Annotated in this window: 11 protein-coding genes and 1 pseudogene; 6 read left to right on the forward strand and 6 right to left on the reverse strand. The window is 44.0% G+C overall.

Annotation, left to right across the window (positions count from 1 at the left end):
* The first annotated feature begins 44 nt into the window (after positions 1–44).
* Positions 45–1,751: a S41 family peptidase gene (locus ACYIA1_RS19485; RefSeq protein WP_480336271.1), complete on the forward strand. Its 1,707-nt coding sequence runs from the start codon at positions 45–47 to the stop codon at positions 1,749–1,751.
* A gap of 70 nt (positions 1,752–1,821) precedes the next feature.
* On the opposite strand, the gene ACYIA1_RS19490 is transcribed toward ACYIA1_RS19485, so the two are convergent.
* The 3 genes from ACYIA1_RS19490 to ACYIA1_RS19500 form a co-directional block, all read right to left on the reverse strand.
* Positions 1,822–3,000 carry a metallophosphoesterase gene (locus ACYIA1_RS19490; protein ID WP_005867824.1) on the reverse strand — a complete coding sequence of 393 codons (1,179 nt, stop codon included), beginning with the start codon at positions 2,998–3,000 and terminating at the stop codon, positions 1,822–1,824.
* A gap of 2 nt (positions 3,001–3,002) precedes the next feature.
* Positions 3,003–4,097 (reverse strand): metallophosphoesterase, encoded by a 1,095-nt coding sequence (locus ACYIA1_RS19495; RefSeq protein ID WP_480336272.1) that lies wholly within the window; start codon positions 4,095–4,097, stop codon positions 3,003–3,005.
* Between the two features lie 384 nt (positions 4,098–4,481).
* Positions 4,482–4,793 (reverse strand): winged helix-turn-helix domain-containing protein, encoded by a 312-nt coding sequence (locus tag ACYIA1_RS19500; RefSeq protein ID WP_417112763.1) that lies wholly within the window; start codon positions 4,791–4,793, stop codon positions 4,482–4,484.
* Positions 4,794–4,943: 150 nt separating this feature from the next.
* Here ACYIA1_RS19500 and ACYIA1_RS19505 point away from each other — a divergent pair.
* Positions 4,944–5,204 (forward strand): annotated as a pseudogene (locus ACYIA1_RS19505) (ATP-binding cassette domain-containing protein); the annotation flags it as partial.
* 189 nt (positions 5,205–5,393) lie between these two features.
* Here ACYIA1_RS19505 and ACYIA1_RS19510 read toward each other — a convergent pair.
* A complete protein-coding gene (locus ACYIA1_RS19510) occupies positions 5,394–6,035 on the reverse strand; it encodes a SagB/ThcOx family dehydrogenase (RefSeq protein WP_480336273.1) in 642 nt (213 codons plus the stop codon).
* A gap of 247 nt (positions 6,036–6,282) precedes the next feature.
* On the opposite strand from ACYIA1_RS19510, the gene ACYIA1_RS19515 reads away from it, so the two are divergent.
* The 4 genes from ACYIA1_RS19515 to ACYIA1_RS19530 all read left to right on the forward strand — a co-directional run bounded on the left by ACYIA1_RS19515 (position 6,283) and on the right by ACYIA1_RS19530 (position 14,221).
* On the forward strand, positions 6,283–8,757 hold the full coding sequence (locus ACYIA1_RS19515; RefSeq protein ID WP_146375988.1) for an outer membrane beta-barrel family protein: 2,475 nt from the start codon (positions 6,283–6,285) through the stop codon (positions 8,755–8,757).
* A 156-nt stretch (positions 8,758–8,913) separates the two neighbouring features.
* The gene (locus tag ACYIA1_RS19520; protein ID WP_480336274.1) at positions 8,914–10,668 is read left to right on the forward strand and encodes a DUF6057 family protein; all 1,755 of its coding nucleotides are present in this window, start codon (positions 8,914–8,916) and stop codon (positions 10,666–10,668) included.
* A 2-nt stretch (positions 10,669–10,670) separates the two neighbouring features.
* Positions 10,671–12,182, forward strand: coding sequence for a TolB family protein (locus tag ACYIA1_RS19525; RefSeq protein ID WP_480336275.1), 1,512 nt, complete (start codon positions 10,671–10,673; stop codon positions 12,180–12,182).
* A gap of 38 nt (positions 12,183–12,220) precedes the next feature.
* Positions 12,221–14,221, forward strand: a complete 2,001-nt coding sequence (locus ACYIA1_RS19530) for a fructose-1,6-bisphosphatase (RefSeq protein WP_259010949.1) — start codon at positions 12,221–12,223, stop codon at positions 14,219–14,221.
* A gap of 79 nt (positions 14,222–14,300) precedes the next feature.
* Here the strand turns inward: ACYIA1_RS19530 and ACYIA1_RS19535 are convergent, their stop codons facing one another.
* Positions 14,301–15,848, reverse strand: coding sequence for a RagB/SusD family nutrient uptake outer membrane protein (locus ACYIA1_RS19535; protein ID WP_259010950.1), 1,548 nt, complete (start codon positions 15,846–15,848; stop codon positions 14,301–14,303).
* An 18-nt stretch (positions 15,849–15,866) separates the two neighbouring features.
* Entirely contained in the window at positions 15,867–18,707 is a 2,841-nt protein-coding gene (locus ACYIA1_RS19540) for a SusC/RagA family TonB-linked outer membrane protein (protein ID WP_259010952.1), read from the reverse strand.
* Positions 18,708–18,893: the final 186 nt, after the last annotated feature.

Genomic DNA, 18,893 nt, shown 5'->3' on the forward strand with positions numbered 1-18,893 from the left:
CGTATTATTCCTTACATTTATGCCGTTAATTAACTAAATATTGTATGTACAGATTGGTTCAACGAAGAGGAATTATAGGTTTATTTTGCTTGCTGTTCGTCGCAAGTAGCGTAGTGCCGGGATGGGCGCAAAAAGATAACCGCTTTGAGGTGAGTAAGAACCTAGACATTTTCAATTCTTTATTGAAAGAAGTAGAGATGTTCTACGTGGATTCAGTGGATGTGGATAAAACCGTTCAGCGGGGAATCGAGGCAATGTTGGCTGGTTTAGATCCTTATACGGAATACTATCCTGAGCAAAAAACGGAGGAATTGAGTCTGATGACGACCGGCGAATACGGAGGTATCGGTTCCTTGATCCGTCAGCGTAACAACGAGGGAGGCGTGATGATTGCCGAGCCTACCGAGGGAATGCCGGCCGATTTAGCGGGTCTGAAGCCGGGCGATCTGATCTTGGCGATCGATACGATCGATGTTTCCAAGGCGACAAACTCCCGGGTCAGCGAGTTGTTGAAAGGAGTTCCCAATACGAAGATGGTTTTGACGATCCAACGTCCGGGCGAGAAGAAACCCCGGAAGTTCGAGATTACCCGTAAGCAGATCACGACACCTCAAGTTACTTACTATGGGATTAAGGATGACAGTATCGGTTATATTTATTTAAAGGCATTTACTATCAAGAGTGCTCAAGAGGTGAAAGAGGCGTTCTTGGACTTAAAGAAAAATCATAATATCAAGTCTTTGGTACTGGATTTGCGCGGTAACGGCGGTGGCGTGCTGGAAGGTGCCGTACAAATCGTAGGTATGTTCGTACCGAAAGGCAGCGAGGTGCTTTCAACGAAAGGAAAGATCAAGCAATGGGATCGTACGTACCGAACCTCTACGGAGCCTTTGGATACGGTAATGCCGTTGGCTATATTGATCAATGGAGGTACGGCTTCCGCCGCTGAGATCGTATCGGGATCTTTGCAGGATATGGATCGTGCCGTGTTGGTGGGACAACGTTCGTTTGGTAAGGGGTTGGTGCAAGCTCCTCGTGACCTGCCTTATAATGGGAAAGTGAAAATCACGATGAGTAAATACTATATCCCGAGTGGCCGTTGCATCCAGCAAATCGATTATTCGCACCGGAAAGAGGATGGTAGCGTGGCGGCTATTCCGGATAGCTTGACTTCCGTATTCTATACGTCCAAGAAGCGTCCGGTTCGTGATGGGGGTGGTGTACGTCCGGAGTTTGAGGTGAAGGAGCCGAAAGTGCCTACCATGATGTATTATTTGGCGGCGGATACGGTCTTGTTCGACTTCGTTACGGATTGGGCACAAAAGCATAAGACAATCGCTCCCATCGAGGAATTTACGGTTTCCAATGAGGATTTCGAAGCTTTGAAGCAATACGCCAAGTCCAAGAATTTCACGTATGACCGCCAAAGCGAGAAAGTATTGAAGAACTTGAAAGAAGTGGCTGAGTTCGAGGGGTATCTGGAGGAGGATTCTACTGCGTTCAAGGAATTAGAGGCTAAGCTGACTCCGAATCTGGAAAAAGATTTCGATCGTTTCAAGGATGAGGTGAAACGAGTAATGGCCGCCGAGATCGTAAAACGTTATTATTACCAACGAGGAGAGTTGCAAGAAAGCTTGAAAGATGATCTTGTATTGGAGAAAGCGTTGGAGGTATTGGGCGATCCGGATTTATACAGGCGTACATTGAGCGTGCCGGTTGAGTTGGAAGCGGCCACCAAGGGTACCGAATAGGCGGGTTTTTGCCGATGCCCATTCAAAGGGCCTTATAATGCCCATTCAAGCGAGCTTACGATGCCCATTGTCAGCTCCCTTGAATGGGCATCGTGCTTTTCCCTCTTTCGCCAGTCTGTTTGGGGGCTTTGAAGCGGATATGCAATACGACCAATTCCGAGACGGTTCCCACCCGATAAGGAGGTCCTGCTATACCAATGCCGGAAGATACATAGAATTGCGTAGGTCCTTTCTTATAATATCCGTACGGGCATTCATACACAAGTTTCATCAGCAGGGGATAAGGCCATAACTGCCCGTTATGCGTATGTCCGTGCAGTCCCAAATCCACCCCATTCATATTCATCTCGGCGAACGACCAAGGTTGATGATCCAAAACGATAATCGGTTTGCCGGTATCCACCCCTTCCATTAACGAATGAAGCGATTTTCGTTTCTTATGGATGAAATCATCCCTCCCTATCAAATAAAAAGTTGAGTCCGGTTGGACCACCGAGTCTATTAGTAGCGTACCTCCGGTCTTTTGCAACCAACGATATTTCGCGTTCCGGTTTGCCCGGTATTCATGATTCCCGTAAATGATATATACTCCCAACGGAGCTTTTAATTGTTTTAAATCATCCTCGATGTGGGCGTTTTCTGCGAATCGGGATTCATAATCCATGATATCCCCCGCTAATACCACCATATCCGGATGCTGTGCGTTGCTGAGTGCCACATATTTTTGTACCAAGTCCTTCCCGATAACCTCTCCGATATGTAAGTCGCTCATCATGACAATAGTCAGGCTATCCCGATCCCCCGCGGCTTTGGGCAACGTGATATATACGTTCTTAACAATCGGATTCATTACCGTATGGTATGCGTGAATCATTAAACCGGTAACACCGAATACGATAAGAAAAAACAGGGTTACCTTGGTTTGCTGCCAATGCCCTTTCATCCATTTGGGGAACCATGGCTTGATACGTTGGGAGAGCCTGATCAACTCAAGTACCAAGAGAGATAAAGTGATATAAATGGACGCTATATACCAAGTGTTACAGATGTATTGGATCGTGATTATCACGTTATCAGGTAGTTCATTCCTAAAAATAAATCCGAAAAAATAAAGCGATAGTTCGAGTACGAAAAACAAGATAAAAGGAATCCGGCAACTTTTCTTAGGAGGAAGCGCTTGATATCCTCTCCAGAAAATATACGGATTTAGTAATAGCTGCGCTACGATCGATTGAATAAATACTTTCATCTTTACTCTTTGAATGTAATATTGAACACCACCATCTCGCTGTCCGTCCCGATACGGAAAGGCGGTCCCCACAAAGATAAGCCGGATGAGACATAAATCGTACTATTTCCGATTTTTTTAATCCCGTAACTTAATTCGAACAGATGATCCACGATCCAGTTCATCGGCCATACTTGTCCTCGATGTGTATGTCCGCTAAACTGTAAGTCTACGCCAGCCTCTTCCGTTTTCTCTAAATCGTAGGGTTGATGGTCTAGTAAGATAACAGGTTTGCTTTTATCAAGGTTCGCGGTAAGCTGACCTAAAGTTTTCCGTCCTTTGTTATGCCGGTCGTCCCGTCCTACGAGTTGGATCTGATTGGGCAAGATAGCCACGGAATCCCTTAAAAGTACGATGGGCGTCTGCGCTATGAATTTCTCGCTATCCTCTATGCCACTGATATACTCATGGTTACCCGGTACCATATAAACGCCTAATGGGGCGTAGATCTTGGACAGTTCCTCTTCCATATGCTCGTATCGCAGAGGTGCGACACTGTTGTCTATCAAGTCTCCACCGATAAGAACGATGTCCGGGCGTTGGGCGTTTATCATATCCACATATCCGGCAAGCATTGTCTTGTTGGTAGCGTATCCTAAGTGTATGTCGCTAATGGCTACGACCTTCAGCGGCTGTCCATCGGTATTGGCCGGTTTGTTGATAACCATGTTGATAACTCGTGTATCAGGATGTTGGTAATTATAGTTTCCATATCCTAATAAGCTGAGTGTTAAGAATAATGATAAATAGAATGAGTATTTGAAACGTAGGTGGAAAAGTCGTAAGATATCAAATACCAACAGGGCCAATACCATGTATAAAGTGAACACGAGCCATCCTGTTCCTACTTGAGAAACTGTTTGAGCGAAAGAAGCCGGCATATCTAGGTTCCTGAATAGAAAACTACTGAAGAATGATAAAGCTCCTCCCCAAAAAACAATGGATAACAATACTTTAACTCCGGTAGACTGGCTTTTCAAAGCCTGTTTTCCCTTTAGATAAATATAAATATTCCCTGCAAGATACAGGATTGGAAGTATGATAAAGAACGATAACATTTCTATTAATTTTCCGCGAAGATAATGAAAACTCTTTATGCGGCAAATGGTATGATTTGCGAAAGACTTTTTCTGCTCGATTTTCACCGCATTATGTCCTCTAATTGTAGTGACGTAGCGTGCTGCGTCTCTACGTGGATGTAAATACAGGGCAAGTAAGGATGCGTTGTATTCCAAGACAAATTCCAGACATTAAGCATGCGAATGACATTGGTGTATAATGTGTTGATAATTAGTGTGTTTAAAACATGGCTATCTTTCTTTCAAAACACGTACGTGTTTCCGGGAAAAGTCGTACGTGTTTTTCAAAAAAGTCGTACGTGTTTTTCCCGAATCATGCGATAGGGAACAAGAGCATATAAAGAAATCTACAATAAGCCTCCCTTAATTGCGATGAGGGGAATAGGTCTTTTTTTGTAATATATAGCCAACTCCTTTTACGGCATCTATTGAAAGCGTGGTATCCCTTTCCAATAACTTACGTAAACGTGAGATACTATTATTCAAGCTGTCATGAGCTTCTTTCCCTTCCCAAATTTCTTGGAAAAGCTTTTCTCTGCTTACTGGTTGATTCAATGGTTCGGATAGCTGATAGAGTAACTTGAAATCTTTGGGGCTTAATACCTTTAACAGCTCTTGTTTATAGAATAATTGATGTGTGGAAAGTTCCAGCTGATAATCTCCAATAGATATGATATATGTCTTGAATACCGCTTAACGTGTTGGCGTAACAAACCTTGTATCCTTTGCTGGGAAACTCATTTATAGGCTCTACCGCTAAAAATGTTTTTTGGATATTTCTGCTGTCTCAAATCGAAGAGTCTATTTATAACAAGACTTTCTTTTACGGTGAAAACAACCTTGATCAAGTTATTATTGGGTTACTATAATCCGGTAGAAGGCGATATCCGAGTGGGTGGAGATGATTTGTGATCTTTCAGCCTTTTATGGTCGCGTGACCAATGTGGCGCAGTGATGCAAGACGGTTATCTGTTCTCAGAATCGATCGCACGCAATATCGCCGTGGATGACGGTGAGATTGATAGATCTCGCTTGTTATTGGCAGCCCGTATCGCTAATATAGAGGGATTTATCGAGCGTTTACCCTCTTTCCTGATTCGCTGGGGGAATACGATTTTGGTGGTGATCTTTGCGTTGCTGGCTTTGATCTTCGCTTGGAGCGTGTGTTTTTAATGTGACTACTAGCATGCCCCATAAGGAGTAGTGGCGTAAGCCTACGGCAGTAGTGGTGTTGGTTTATGGGACTACTGCCGTGAGGCGATGGGGGTACCCCTGTTATTTAGCGTAACCCACGGGATGATTAATCATCGGGATTTGGGAGTCGGATAGCTTCAACACTTTTTTCAAAGCATCAGCCTCCATGCTACCTCGGGGAACTGTTACCAAGCCGCATCCGGAACAGAACAAGGCGATATTCTGAGAGACTAGCCCGGCATCTAACGCTCCAAAACGCTCTCGTAATTGCGGTGTACCTACATTGCCGAATTTGGAAACATCAGAAACCATCAATAGACAAGCGGGAGCTGAGTTCACGGAGGTTTGCTTTCCTCCGATCAGTGGACGGTGGTCACCTTCCGCTACCGGGTTCAGTTGATGGGCTTTCGGATCATACAGATAAGCACCCTCTTCCATCAATACGTAAACATCCACGTCTTGTTTGTCCAAGGCAGAGGCGGCGGTACGTTTCCCGTCCTTGCGATTGATCCCAATGGCGGCCCACATCAAATCGGAAAGATCTTGTTGGCTGAGTTTCTTGTTGGCGAACTCACGCTCGGAATGACGATCTGCCAAGGCTTTCATCACCGAAGCGCCTCGGGTCTTGTCGGGAGCGTTCAACTTAATGGCTTTTAAACTTTGGGCTTGCAGACTCGTCAAACCCAACATCAAAGTGGCTAATACACAAAAGATAGTTCTCATGACATTGTATTTTAAAGAATTACGAATGCAAAAATAACAATATATTCGTTTTCTCAAAGATTCCTAGGATTATTGTGCAACCTGTTTTACTTGATGTCCGTCTATATATGAAAAAATACTCTTTTTTCAGACTTCTTTAGAAGAAAAAGGAAATATGAACATTATTAATGACTTTATTTGTACGATGAAATCGTAAATAGTGTAATTTGCAGTAAAATGTATTATTTTTATAGTGATAGATGAACGTATGAAAGAGAAATTATTTACCTTATTTTGGGTACTGTTCCTTGCGCTTCCTCTGTATGCGCAGGCTGATAAAACCGGTTCCTATTCAATTAAGGGACAGGTGTTAGACTCGCTGAGTAACGAGTCCGTACCCTATGCGACGTTGAGAATTGCTTTTGCGAAGACCCCCGAGAAACCGGTCAAGCTTTTAGCGTGTGATGTGGATGGTAAGTTTCAGGCGCCATTGAGTAGCGCCGGCAAATATATCATCTCTATGCAATCTATAGGAAAAACTCCTGCTGAGAAAATATTTACGATCTCGGATAAACAGAGGAACTTGGATTTGGGTAAGTTATATATGCAGGAGGATAACCAGCGGCTGGGGGAAGTGACGGTTACGGCGCAGAAACCTTTGGTGAAGGCTGAGATTGATAAACTTACCTATAGCTTGGAAGATGACCCCGAGGCACAGACCAACAATACGTTGGATATGTTGCGCAAAGTGCCGATGGTAACCGTGGATGGAGATGACCAAATCCAATTGAAAGGTTCCACGAACTTCAAGATTTACATGAATGGTAAACCCTCTAACCTGTTGAGTAATAATCCTGCTGAGGTATTAAAGAGTATGCCGGCCAATTCCGTGAAAAACATAGAGGTGATCACAGACCCGGGCGCTAAATATGATGCCGAGGGTATCGGTGGTATTATTAATATCATTACAACGAAAAATGCTTTACAAGGATATACTGGTACGGTTCGTGTGAACGGTAGTTCGTTGGGGCGTGTAGGCGGTGGTGGTTATGTATCTCTAAAAGCCGGAAAATTAGGACTTACCGCCAACTATAACTATAATCGGGAGCGGGACCCATGGAATGACGCTAACTCCGTACGGGAAGATTTGCAAAATGACGGGGAACACTTCTTGACACAAAATGGACGTAGAAAGAGCCGTGGACCGTTCCAATTCGGTTATTTGGAGGGAAGTTATGAGATCGACTCTTTGAATCTATTGACCGTTGGCGCGAACTTATTCCGTGGCGAGATGAAAAGTTTCTCGGAGTATAACGTGAATATGCAGGATATCAATCATAATCCGGTCTACAGTTATAACCGTAACTCGGAAACGACAGAGACATTTGGTTCTACGGACGTGAACGTGGATTACCAGCACTCTACCCATAAGAAAGATGAGTTGCTGACGGTCTCTTACCGTTTCAGCCATTCTCCGAATGATAGTAAGGATTATACGGAATTAGAGAATGTCGTGAATTACAATCCTTGGCTCGGCTATCCGCAAAATAATATCAATAAGGCTTCTACGAATGAGCACACCGGACAGGTGGATTATACGACTCCTACATGGAAGGACCAGACCTTGGAGGTTGGCGCGAAATACATATTCCGCCAGAGCCGGAGTAATACAGATCGTACCGCTTTCAACGATTCGCTGAATATATGGGAAGATGTTACTTCCAAGGATAGCCATTTCCGTCATACCCAACATATCTATTCCGCTTATCTGGGCTATTCGATGAAGTTTGATAAGTTTGGCGTGAAAGCGGGTGTCCGTGCGGAAGGAACTTCTTTGGATGTGAAATACGAGATGGCTCCCGATATGAATTTTGACACCCATTATTTCGACGTGGTGCCAAACGCTACGATCTCTTATCAACTGAGCATGGCGCAACAGCTTCGCTTGGGATATAATATGCGTATCCAGCGTCCGGGTATCTGGTATTTGAATCCTTATGTAAACAATGCGGATCCGCAGAATATATCCTTCGGTAACCCGAATCTGGACTCTGAGAAAAGTAATAATATTAACTTGAACTATAGTATGTTCGCCCAGAAATTCAGCATTAATGCGAGCGCTACTTATACGTTCGTGAATAATTCGATCGAGCAATATACCTTTATCGATCCGAAGAACCCGGGTATTTTCCAGACTACTTATGGTAATATAGGAAAGAAACAATCTACGGGCTTGTTCGTATACGCAAATTGGAACCCGGTTCCTTTGTTCCGTATTTATATGAATGGAGGTGTGGATTATACGGATTTGAAGAGCGATATGAATGATATGGCGAACAGTGGTTTCAGCGGTCGTATATTCGCCGGTACGCAGTTTAATTTCCCGATGGATTTTCGCTTGAACTTGCATGGAGGATATTTCTCTCCTTGGATTCAGTTGCAGGGTAAACGTTCTCCATTCTATTTTACGGGAATCTCCGTAAATAAGGATTTCTTGAAGAAAAAGCTTTCGGTTCAGTTGTCTTTCCAGAACCCGTTCTGGAAACGAATGAAGATGGAAAACACTTCTTCAGACGATACGTTCTTCCGCCGTGAGACCAATTACCGTACGATGCGCATGTTACAAGTTAGCGTATCCTATCGTTTCGGTACCTTGAAAGATGCTATCAAGAAAGTAAAACGCGGTATCAATAACGATGATGTGAAGAGCGGCGGCTCTGGCGGCGGCGAGCAGCAGATGTAAGTACAGGATTGAACACGGAACACACAGCGATACACTGAGGTATATAGTATCAGTCCGTGTGTTTCGTGTATTCCGTGTTCAATATAATAATTAAACCTTTTCTTTTGCCATCTTCTATATACTTTCTATCTTTACGATCTGAAAAACAGTTGGAGAATGAAGAATAGACTATTTGTTAACAATAATACTATTATACTATTCCTTTTTATTATAGGAAGTATCCTATTCATAGAGTTGAATTTTCGGTATTGGTATCGTTTTCTGGAGCAGTATATGATGTTTCAGACTACCGGTAGTTATTTCCAAGACCGATTGGTCGAACCGGGTGGATTGAATGAATATGTGACTGAGTTCTTATCGCTTGCGTTTATCCATCCTTATGGAGCTTCGGTAGTGATCGCTTTATTATTAGGACTGATCTCCGGTTGTTTTTTCCTTTACTTAAAAGCTTGTGGGGTGCGTGCCTCTATGTTGGCGGCTATTCTTCCCTCTTTTTTAATTTGGATCTATCCGCAAGAGTCAATCGCCTTGTTGACGATGCTCGCTTTCGTGCAGGTTCTTGCGTATTTGTATACTTCAATCAAGATTGATTGGCTTCGTTATCTCTTTGGCTTCTTGTTTTTGGGGGGCTCTTATTTTTTTGCGGCACCCGCTAATTTATTGTTGGCCTTATTGATTGCGGTTTATGAGTGTTGTGCTAAAGAGGATAAGGCTCGTTTTGGAGTAGCCATTATCGCTATCGCTTGGGGAGGTTTGCTACCGTTGATCGCCATGCGTACGGTTTATATTCTTCCGATGCGAGAAGCGTTCTTCAGCAAACATCTATGCCATCCCGAATATCCGATACCTAATTCTTTAGGATATATCGGGCTTTCATATCCTTTGATCGTTTTAATTCTTTATTATGTAAGGAACCGGGTTTTTATCTGTAAGGAATCTTGGAAGCGAATCGTTTCTTACGCTTTCCTTCTGATAGCGATGACTTATGGGATTCTCTATAAGAAAGACCCGATGGAGCAGGCCTATCGGTACGATTACTATGCACGGCAGGGAGAATGGCAAGAGATCGTCTCACATGCTCGTGCGCATTCGGTCCGGGATATGGATGCCCTGATTTATTTGAATCTGGCTTTATCACATACGGGACGATTTTCTGACGATTTGATGCGTTTCCCTCAGATCGGGGTGGAGGGCTTTATCCCGCACGATCCGAAAAGCCGGATGGGATTGATCGAGGCGAGCGAGGTAGCTTGGCAAGTAGGGCAGGTAAACGCAGCGCAACGTTTCGCCTTTGTGGGTGTATTAAGTTCGCAACGTTGCGTGCAGCCTCGTTTGATGAAGCGTTTGGTGGAGACTTATCTGGTAACCGGCGAATACCGTGCCGCCGAGAAATATATTAAGATCCTTGAATCGACTCCCCACTACAGGGATTGGGCAAAAGCGCAGCGCCCGTTGCTCGACTCCGTGGTTTGTGCCTCTACCGATTGGATAAAGGCGAAGCGGGCGGTACTTCCGGTAACGGATAATCCCTTAGACTTGACCTTGACATTTCCCAATGCGCTGGCTTTCTTGATCGACGATCATGCCGATAATCGTCCGGCTTTTGAGTATGGAATGGGATACTTGTTGGTTTATAAAGACTTGATGACATTTATGCATTATATGGAATTGATGAAAGAGCGAGGCGAGTCATTTCCCGTTCTCTATCAGGAGGCTATATGCCTGTTTTTCGCTGCCGTGCAGAAAGACCCGGAGGCGTTCAAAAGCTATCCGATCAGTCCGGAGGTACAAAACCGCTTTCTGCAATTTATGAAAGTGGCTCGAGGCATGCCTCCTGCCGCCTTGAAAGCGCAGTTTGGCGATACCTATTATTATTACGCTCAATTTACCCCGACTCCTAAACGACAATAATTATGATGGATAATACGAGGAAACGAAAGATCGTCCGAAACTTTGTGATCGGATATTTACTATTGCAAGTTCTGGTTATTGTACTATACTTGGGTTTTTGGGCGGTACATCCGGGTGGCTTTGTTGTAGCCGAGAACGAACGCATGTCTCCCCCGCCGATGTTCCCGGATTACCAAGGGGTTACTATACCTTATAATATAGCCCCATTGAATTTCCGTATTGACGTGCCCGCTGAAAAATGCTATGCGAAGATCGAGGGTAGCGAGCAAGGGGTGTTTGAGTATTACGGAACGAATACGATCTGTTTTAAGTCCAAGGATTGGGAACGGCTTACCCGTGCGAATAAGGGTAAGGCCTTTTTTGTAACGATCGCGACGAAAGAGGGAGACGAATGGACTAAATGGGCACCATTCTCTGTCTATATCAGTGATCAAGCGATCGACTCTCATTTAGTATACCGTTTGATAGAGCCGGGATACGAGAAATGGCATATTGTGGGTATTTATCAGCGGAATTTGGAGTCGTTTGACGAACAGCCGATTATCCGTAACGATATGACTGGCTATAATTGTATGAACTGCCATTCTTTTTGTATGGGAGATCCGGGGCAGATGATGTTCCATATGCGTGCGGCGAATGGGGGAACTTATATTGTCCAAGACAAGAAAATCAGTAAATTGAATACGAAAACGAAGGAGACGATCAGTAATATGACGTATCCTTTCTGGCATCCTTCCGGGTGCTATATCACCACATCGGTAAATGATATCAAACAGTTTTTCCATTCCGTGAAAGAGAAAAAGATGGAAGTGTTCGACTTGGAGTCCGATGTGGTGGTGTATGACGTGAAAAACAAAGAAATCCTTTCGAAAGCCTCATTGATCACAAAAGATGCATTCGAGACTTTCCCTGCGTTCTCTCCGGATGGTAAATGGCTTTATTTCTGTACGGCCCCGGCCCAGAAGATGCCGGAGAATTATGATAAGGTACGTTATAATCTCTGTCGTGTTGCGTTTGATCCGGATCGTGGCGAGATCAGCTTCCCGATCGATACGTTGGTACATGCGGATAGCTTGAGCTATACATTTCCCCGTATCTCTCCCGATGGACGTTTCCTGATGTACACGGAAACCGCTTATGGGCAGTTCCCTATTTGGCACCCGGATGCGGAGATCCGGATGATGGATTTGGAGAATCGGACAGCGATGGATATGTCTGCGTTGAATAGCCCGGATACAGATAGCTATCATTCTTGGAGTAGTAATAGTGATTGGGTCGTATTTAGTAGCCGCCGGGATAACGGTTTATATACTTTACCTTATATTTGTCATATAGGGAAAGACGGTAAGCCTTCGAAACCGTTCTTATTGCCTCAAGAAGATCCGGATAAGTATGACTATCAGTTGTATTCCTACAATATTCCGGAATTGACGAAAGGTGCCGTAGAGGTCAGCCCCTATGAGATCCAGCAAGTAGCCGAGAAAAATAAACCGGAGCAGGTTCGGTTTAAATGACCGGATCTATTTATATTCGCGTATAAATAAGAGATAAGATGACAAAAGATATTATAGCCGAATCTGTACAAAACGATTTACGGTATTTGCAATTGTTGGCACGGAGTTTCCCGACGATTGCGGATGCCAGTACGGAGATCATTAATCTGGAGGCGATCTTGAACCTACCGAAGGGTACGGAGCACTTCTTGAGTGATTTGCATGGCGAGGATCAAGCCTTTAGCCATGTGCTGAGAAACGCTTCCGGTGCCGTAAAGCGCAAGGTGAACGAGATTTTCAGTAATACGCTCCGGGAATCCGAGAAGAAGGAGCTTTGTTCCTTGATTTATTATCCGGAGGATAAGCTGGAACTGATCAAGAGCCAAGAGCAAGATCTGGAAGATTGGTATCAAGTTACCTTGAATCAATTGGTACGTGTTTGCCGGAACGTGTCCTCCAAATACACCCGTTCGAAAGTACGTAAGGCTTTACCCAAGGAGTTCTCCTATATTATTCAGGAGTTATTGCACGAGTCTTCCGTAGAGCCGAATAAATCCGCTTATGTGGATCAGATTATTTGTACGATCATCTCCACGGGACGTGCGGACGATTTCATTATCGCTATGTGTAACTTGATCCAACGGTTGACAATCGACCTGTTACATATCATCGGCGATATTTACGATCGGGGTCCGGGCGCTCATCTGATCATGGATATCCTTTGCGATTACCATAATTTCGATGTTCAATGGGGTAATCATGATATCTTGTGGATGGGAGCCGCTTCCGGTAATTTGGTAAGTATCGCCAACGTGATTCGTATGTGTTTACGCTTTGGTAATATGGCTACCTTAGAAGATGGATATGGTATCAATCTTTTGCCGTTGGCCACTTTCGCGATGGAGGCGTATGGGGATGATCCTTGCGCGTTATTCATGCCGAAAACAAAGTTCGCCGATAATGCAATGGATGAGAAGACCACCCGTTTGATCGCCCAGATGCACAAGGCGATCACCATCATCCAGTTCAAGCTGGAGGGTGAGATCATCCGCCGTCGTCCGGAGTTTGAGATGGATGACCGGATGTTGTTGCACCATATCGATCTGAAGCGGGGAGTGGTTCATATCGATGGAAAGGATTATACGCTTAAAGATACTAACTGGCCTACTTTAGACCCGAAAGATCCGTATCGTCTTTCTATTGAGGAAGAGGATTTGATCCGAAAGATATTGCATTCTTTTGAGAGCAGCGAGAAGATGAAAAAGCATATGCGTTGTTTCTTCCGGCATGGGGGAATGTATCAGGTTTGTAATTCCAATTTACTGTTTCATGCCTCTATCCCGATGAATCCGGATGGTACATTTAAGTCAGTACGTATCTTGGGGCAGGATTATAAGGGCCGTGCTTTGTTGGACCGTGTAGACCAACTGATCCGTACGGCTTATTTCAAGACCGGGGAACAGGAAGAAGTGGAATATGCGCATGATTATATCTGGTATCTTTGGGGCGGCAAGGACTCCCCGTTATTCGATAAAAGCAAGATGGCTACTTTCGAGCGTGCCTTTATCGAAGAGGCCGAGACTCATAAGGAGGAAAAAGGCGCTTATTATACGTTACGAGAGCAAGAGGAAATTTGTGATAAGATATTGGATGAGTTTGGGGTGACCGGTATGCATCGGCATATCATCAACGGACATGTCCCTGTCCGTTCCAATCAAGGTGAGAATCCCATTAAGGCGAATGGCAAGATGTTGGTAATCGATGGCGGTTTCTCCCGTCCGTATCATTTGGAAACCGGTATCGCGGGCTATACATTAGTATATCACTCCCGTGGTTTCCAGCTTGTGCAACACGAACCCTTCGAATCCCGGGCGAAAGCGATCGAGGAAGGCTTGGATATCAAATCCACTACGATCGTGGTAGAATTAAGCTCCCATCGCCAGATGGTGAAAGATACGGATAAGGGTGCGGATCTTCAAAGCCAGATCAAGGATCTAGGGAAATTGCTTTACGCCTATCGGAATGGGTTGATAAAGGAGAAGGAGAGGATGGAGAGATGAAATCATTTATTTAAAGATAAATTACAAATAGGGCTAGAAGAAACCCTAGAGTCTCATCTAGCCCTTGGAAAAGATCGTGCTAGAAAGCGGGATATCCCGGGTTCTGAACTAATTTATCGTTACTTTGCCAGGCTTTGTATGGAATCGGGAACAACTTACGGTATTCGGGAGTGGTTTCCGGACGTAAGTAACCTGGTGCGCTAAATTTGCCAAAACGGATCATGTCTTGACGGCTAACCATTTCCCATGCCAACTCGTACTTGCGTTCTTGATAAATTTTATCAAGATCAACAGTTTCATAGTTGTGATTGGAGTCTCCATATGCACGCTCACGTATTGCGTTGACCAATCGTGTTGCTTCGGGAATGTCTTTACCCATACGTACCAAAGCCTCGGCTTTCATCAAGTATACATCTGCTAAACGGAAGATATGGTAATCGTTTTCCATATCAGTATTATTCATACCGGCCTCAAATGTCCATTTGTTACAACGAGCACCTTCCTCTTGTTGAACTTCGCCCCAAATACCATCGTATTTCTCGACACTCATCATATTGAAATCAATGGTATGGATCAAGTCTCTTCCGTGATCGGTAACTAATACTTTTCCTGTTGCAGGATCAATCATCGGGCCAATCAAGAAAGAACCTTCATAACGGGGATCTTTCGCATCAAATTCTTTCACATAATCCGGTTGAGCGGACATACCATTCCAAGTTCCCTTCGTGAAACCTAAAGCAATAGGATCTTTGTAATGCAACGTACGGTTATGAATGTAATTACCTCCAATAGTCTTACTAAAAGGTATTGCGAAAATAGCTTCTGCGGAAACTTGGTTGTTTACTCCAAAGTTTGTCTTCCAGTCCGGCTCAAGGATATAACCTAGCGACATGACTTTCTCGCAGGCTTCGGCAGCCTCGTTCCACATGGATTGGCCAATCCATTCCTGTGCGTTCAAATACATTTTTGCCAGCAGTGTATAAGCCGCTCCCTGTGTGAATTTGCCGTAGGTGGCAGCGGTTGTTTCAGCGGGAAGATTATCCTTAATCTCGCTCAATTCGGATAAAACGAATTTGAAAAGATCTGCACGCGAAGTTATGCCAGGAGTCTCTGTTGTTCCAAAGTCGGTTGCTAAAGGAGCATTTCCGAAAAGGTCAATCAATAAGTATACCCAGAATGCACGAACACCACGGATTTCACTGAACGTTTTTTGTTTTAGTTCATCGCTCATAGCCGTGTTCAACTCAACTAAATGATACACCATATTACAAGTGGCTATACCATCCATACATTCATTCCAGCTGTTGTTGATGAGATTGTTCATGACTGTCCAATTACGGCGTTGCATTTCCATGTGATAACCACCGTCCCACCAATCTCCACCAATTCTAGTTGGAGAGATCGCCATATCGGAAGATTCTTCCATTAGGCAGAAGAAATCACCAGGCCATATACCTTTAAGTTCGCTGTAAACTGGAGCGATGATCGAGTTTATTTGCGCTTGAGTCTCTCCGAATTTGTCGGAAGGTATAGTGTCGTATACAGTCTCATCCAAGTCTGTACAGGCAGGAGTGCCGCAAACTAGTGCCGCTCCTAGTAACCATTTTGATATAATTGTACTTTTCATTCTTTTTTAATTTAAATATTAGAAAGTAAGGTTTACGCCAAACGTGAATGTTCTGGCTTTCGGGTAGAACTCGCGATCCTCAACACCCGGTGCCAAACCGTCGTTTCTACCCATATTTGTCTCAGGATCTAAGCCCTTGTAACCTGTGATCACGAACAAGTTCTGACCGGTCACATAAATACGAGCCTTGTCTAGCCAATTCAGTTTTTTCGTATTGAACGTATATCCTAAAGTGACATTGTCTAATCTTACGAAAGAAGCATTTTCGATATATAGAGAGCAATACTTTGGAACTTCTTTCAATTGATAAGTCAATGGGTCATCCAAAGCGTTAGATCCGATCAAGTAACCCGGTTGTGCGTATGCCATACGTACGTGATTCAATACGTCATTGCCGATACTTCCACGGAAGAAGAATGAAAAGTCAATTGCCTTATAACGGAAAGAGTTCGTCCAGCCGAAGATCAAGTCGGGCTGTGCGTCGCCGATATAGTCGCGGTCATCCTCTGAGATTTGCCCGTCCCCCGTTTTATCATATAATATATATTTACCGTCAGCGTCAATGCCATCGCATCTCCATCCGTAGAATTGACCGATAGGACGGCCTTCCTCTACAACATGAGTAGTACCTCCGGAACTACCGCGTATCCATGCGTCTCCAGCATAGATACGAGTCGTGGTAAAATTATCGTTTGATAAACTTGTAACTTCATTTTTGTTGTGAGACATATTCAAGGTCGTATTCCAAGAGAAGTCTTTTGTACGTATAGCGTCGAGGTTCAATAATACCTCGATACCTGTATTTTTCATATCACCCACATTTGCCATCATCTCACGGTATAGGTATGGAGGTGAAGGGACTGTGTAAGTATAAAGCATGTCTTTCGTCCGTTTGTCATACCATTCAACTGTACCACCCAGACGGCCATTGAATAATTGAAAATCCAAACCGATGTTAAGCATAGAAGTCTGCTCCCATTTCAAATCGGGGTTGGCGTTTTGGTCGATTTTATAACCTGTCAACCAGCTACCAGAATCATAATATTTGTCACTGGCACCATAAAGCTCCAAAGTCTTATAAGGTTTCAAGCCATCTTGATTACCTGTCACACCCCAACCGGCACGTAATTTCAAGTCATTGATCCAATCAATATCTTGCATGAACGCTTCTTGGGAGATACCCCAAGCGGCGGATACGGACGGGAAAATGCCCCATTTGTGATTGGTTCCGAACTTAGAGGATCCATCGCGGCGTACGGTCGCTGTAATCATATAGCGTTCTGCGTAACTATAATGAGCACGGGCGAACATAGAGATTAGGCGATACTCATTCTTTTGTGAAGTTACATCGTCCGGACGCAAGTCTTGACCGGCCTGCAACTTATTAGCTCCAAGCATATCCGTCGTGAAGTTTCGGTTAGCCGCTGTAAATTCAGAGAACATGTTCTCTTCCCAAGAATAACCTAGCAAACCATTTACTTTGTGGACATCGTTGAATGTTTTGTCATAGTTCAAAGTCCACTCCATCATGTCCTTGTCATATGTCTGGCTTCTTTTATAGGCATATCCACCATCATCACGACCTGCATCGGTAGTAGAGTCATAGTATTGTGAGTACTCGTTTAATCTACGGCTCTTATATAAGCTTGCTTTGATATCCAATCCATCGATGATGGTGAATTGCAAATCGCCTACTCCGTAGTAGCTGTTTGTTTTATTCTCGCGTGTGTTTGCCTCGATGTTATGGACTGGGTTACCTAAATCGTAGCCCACGTTCTCATACCAACTTCCGTCCGACATCTTGACAGGGAATACCGGTAACATATTGTACGCAAGTACAAAATTGTATCCGTAAGTAGGATTATAATCTAAAATAGTGGCTGCACCTGTCAAGCCAATACGAAGACGGTCGTTGATTGCGCGTTGTTGGAACTGGAAGCGGAAATTGAAGCGTTCCATTTCGTTGTCGCGAATGACACCTGAATTTTTCAGATAGTTCACAGATGCACGGTAGTTGCTTTTGGAGGAACCACCGGACAAAGACAATGAATGGTTTTGAGAAAAGCCTGTGCGAGAAATCTCATCGAACCAGTCTGTGCTCGCTCCATATTGGTCGAATTGCTTTGCTTGTTCAGACTGTCCTACGGAAGCGGCATAAGAACGCCACTTGTCGGCTGTTAATAAATCAGGCTTGTTTGCCAATGAGGAAAGAGCGACATAGCCATCGTAGTTTACCTGTGTTTTTGAGCCAGATCCTCTTTTTGTCGTGATCAAGATTACACCTCCTGCGGAACGAGAACCGTAGATTGCGGCGGAAGAGGCATCTTTCAATACTGAGATAGACTCGATATCAGAAGGAGCTACCGTTGACATATCTCCTCCGGGAATTCCATCGATCACGATCATCGGACCTTGGTCATTTTGCAAGGTGGAAGTACCGCGCAAACGAATTTGTGGGCTTGAAGATACATCACCGGAACCTGAAGCGATATTCAAACCTGCTACCTTTCCTTGCAACAGATCGGATGCTTCTCTTGTGACACCTTGGTTAAAGTCTTTTTCTGTGATGTTGGCTACGGATCCTGTAATTTCTTTACGGGTTTGTGTACCATAACCGATCGCTACGACCTCGCCCAAGTTTACTACGGATGGAGATAGCTTGATCTCTACCGTGCTACGTCCTTTAACACTCTCTTCGATCGTGTTATAACCAATAAAGGATGCTTGAAGAACAGCCTTTTTTAAATCATTTACGGTAAGGCTGTAGTTACCGTCCATGTCAGTGATAGTACCATTGGTAGTTCCCTTTTCTACGATGTTCGCACCGATGATGGGTTCACCAAGTTCATCTAGTACCATGGTTTAGAATCATGCTACGTATACTCTGTTAATATCAAACATATTCAATATTTTTCCGTAATAAGAAATCAAGCATGGTAGCATCTAGGTATATCAGGTACCATATGAGTATTACACAATAGAGTGAAATAAATCAATCATCAAAACAAAGTATGGATGGTTTTATGTAATGTTTTTTTACATTAT

The sequence above is a fragment of the Parabacteroides sp. KHUB-02 genome (assembly GCF_056640955.1).

Bases quoted from the DNA above. Each gene is read 5' to 3' on its own strand.
- ACYIA1_RS19485 (WP_480336271.1), top strand. From the start codon at position 45: ATGTACAGATTGGTTCAACGAAGAGGAATTATAGGTTTATTTTGCTTG.
- ACYIA1_RS19490 (WP_005867824.1), bottom strand. From the start codon at position 3,000: ATGAAAGTATTTATTCAATCGATCGTAGCGCAGCTATTACTAAATCCG.
- ACYIA1_RS19495 (WP_480336272.1), bottom strand. From the start codon at position 4,097: ATGTTATCGTTCTTTATCATACTTCCAATCCTGTATCTTGCAGGGAAT.
- ACYIA1_RS19510 (WP_480336273.1), bottom strand. From the start codon at position 6,035: ATGAGAACTATCTTTTGTGTATTAGCCACTTTGATGTTGGGTTTGACG.
- ACYIA1_RS19515 (WP_146375988.1), top strand. From the start codon at position 6,283: ATGAAAGAGAAATTATTTACCTTATTTTGGGTACTGTTCCTTGCGCTT.
- ACYIA1_RS19520 (WP_480336274.1), top strand. From the start codon at position 8,914: ATGAAGAATAGACTATTTGTTAACAATAATACTATTATACTATTCCTT.
- ACYIA1_RS19525 (WP_480336275.1), top strand. From the start codon at position 10,671: ATGATGGATAATACGAGGAAACGAAAGATCGTCCGAAACTTTGTGATC.
- ACYIA1_RS19530 (WP_259010949.1), top strand. From the start codon at position 12,221: ATGACAAAAGATATTATAGCCGAATCTGTACAAAACGATTTACGGTAT.
- ACYIA1_RS19535 (WP_259010950.1), bottom strand. From the start codon at position 15,848: ATGAAAAGTACAATTATATCAAAATGGTTACTAGGAGCGGCACTAGTT.
- ACYIA1_RS19540 (WP_259010952.1), bottom strand. From the start codon at position 18,707: ATGGTACTAGATGAACTTGGTGAACCCATCATCGGTGCGAACATCGTA.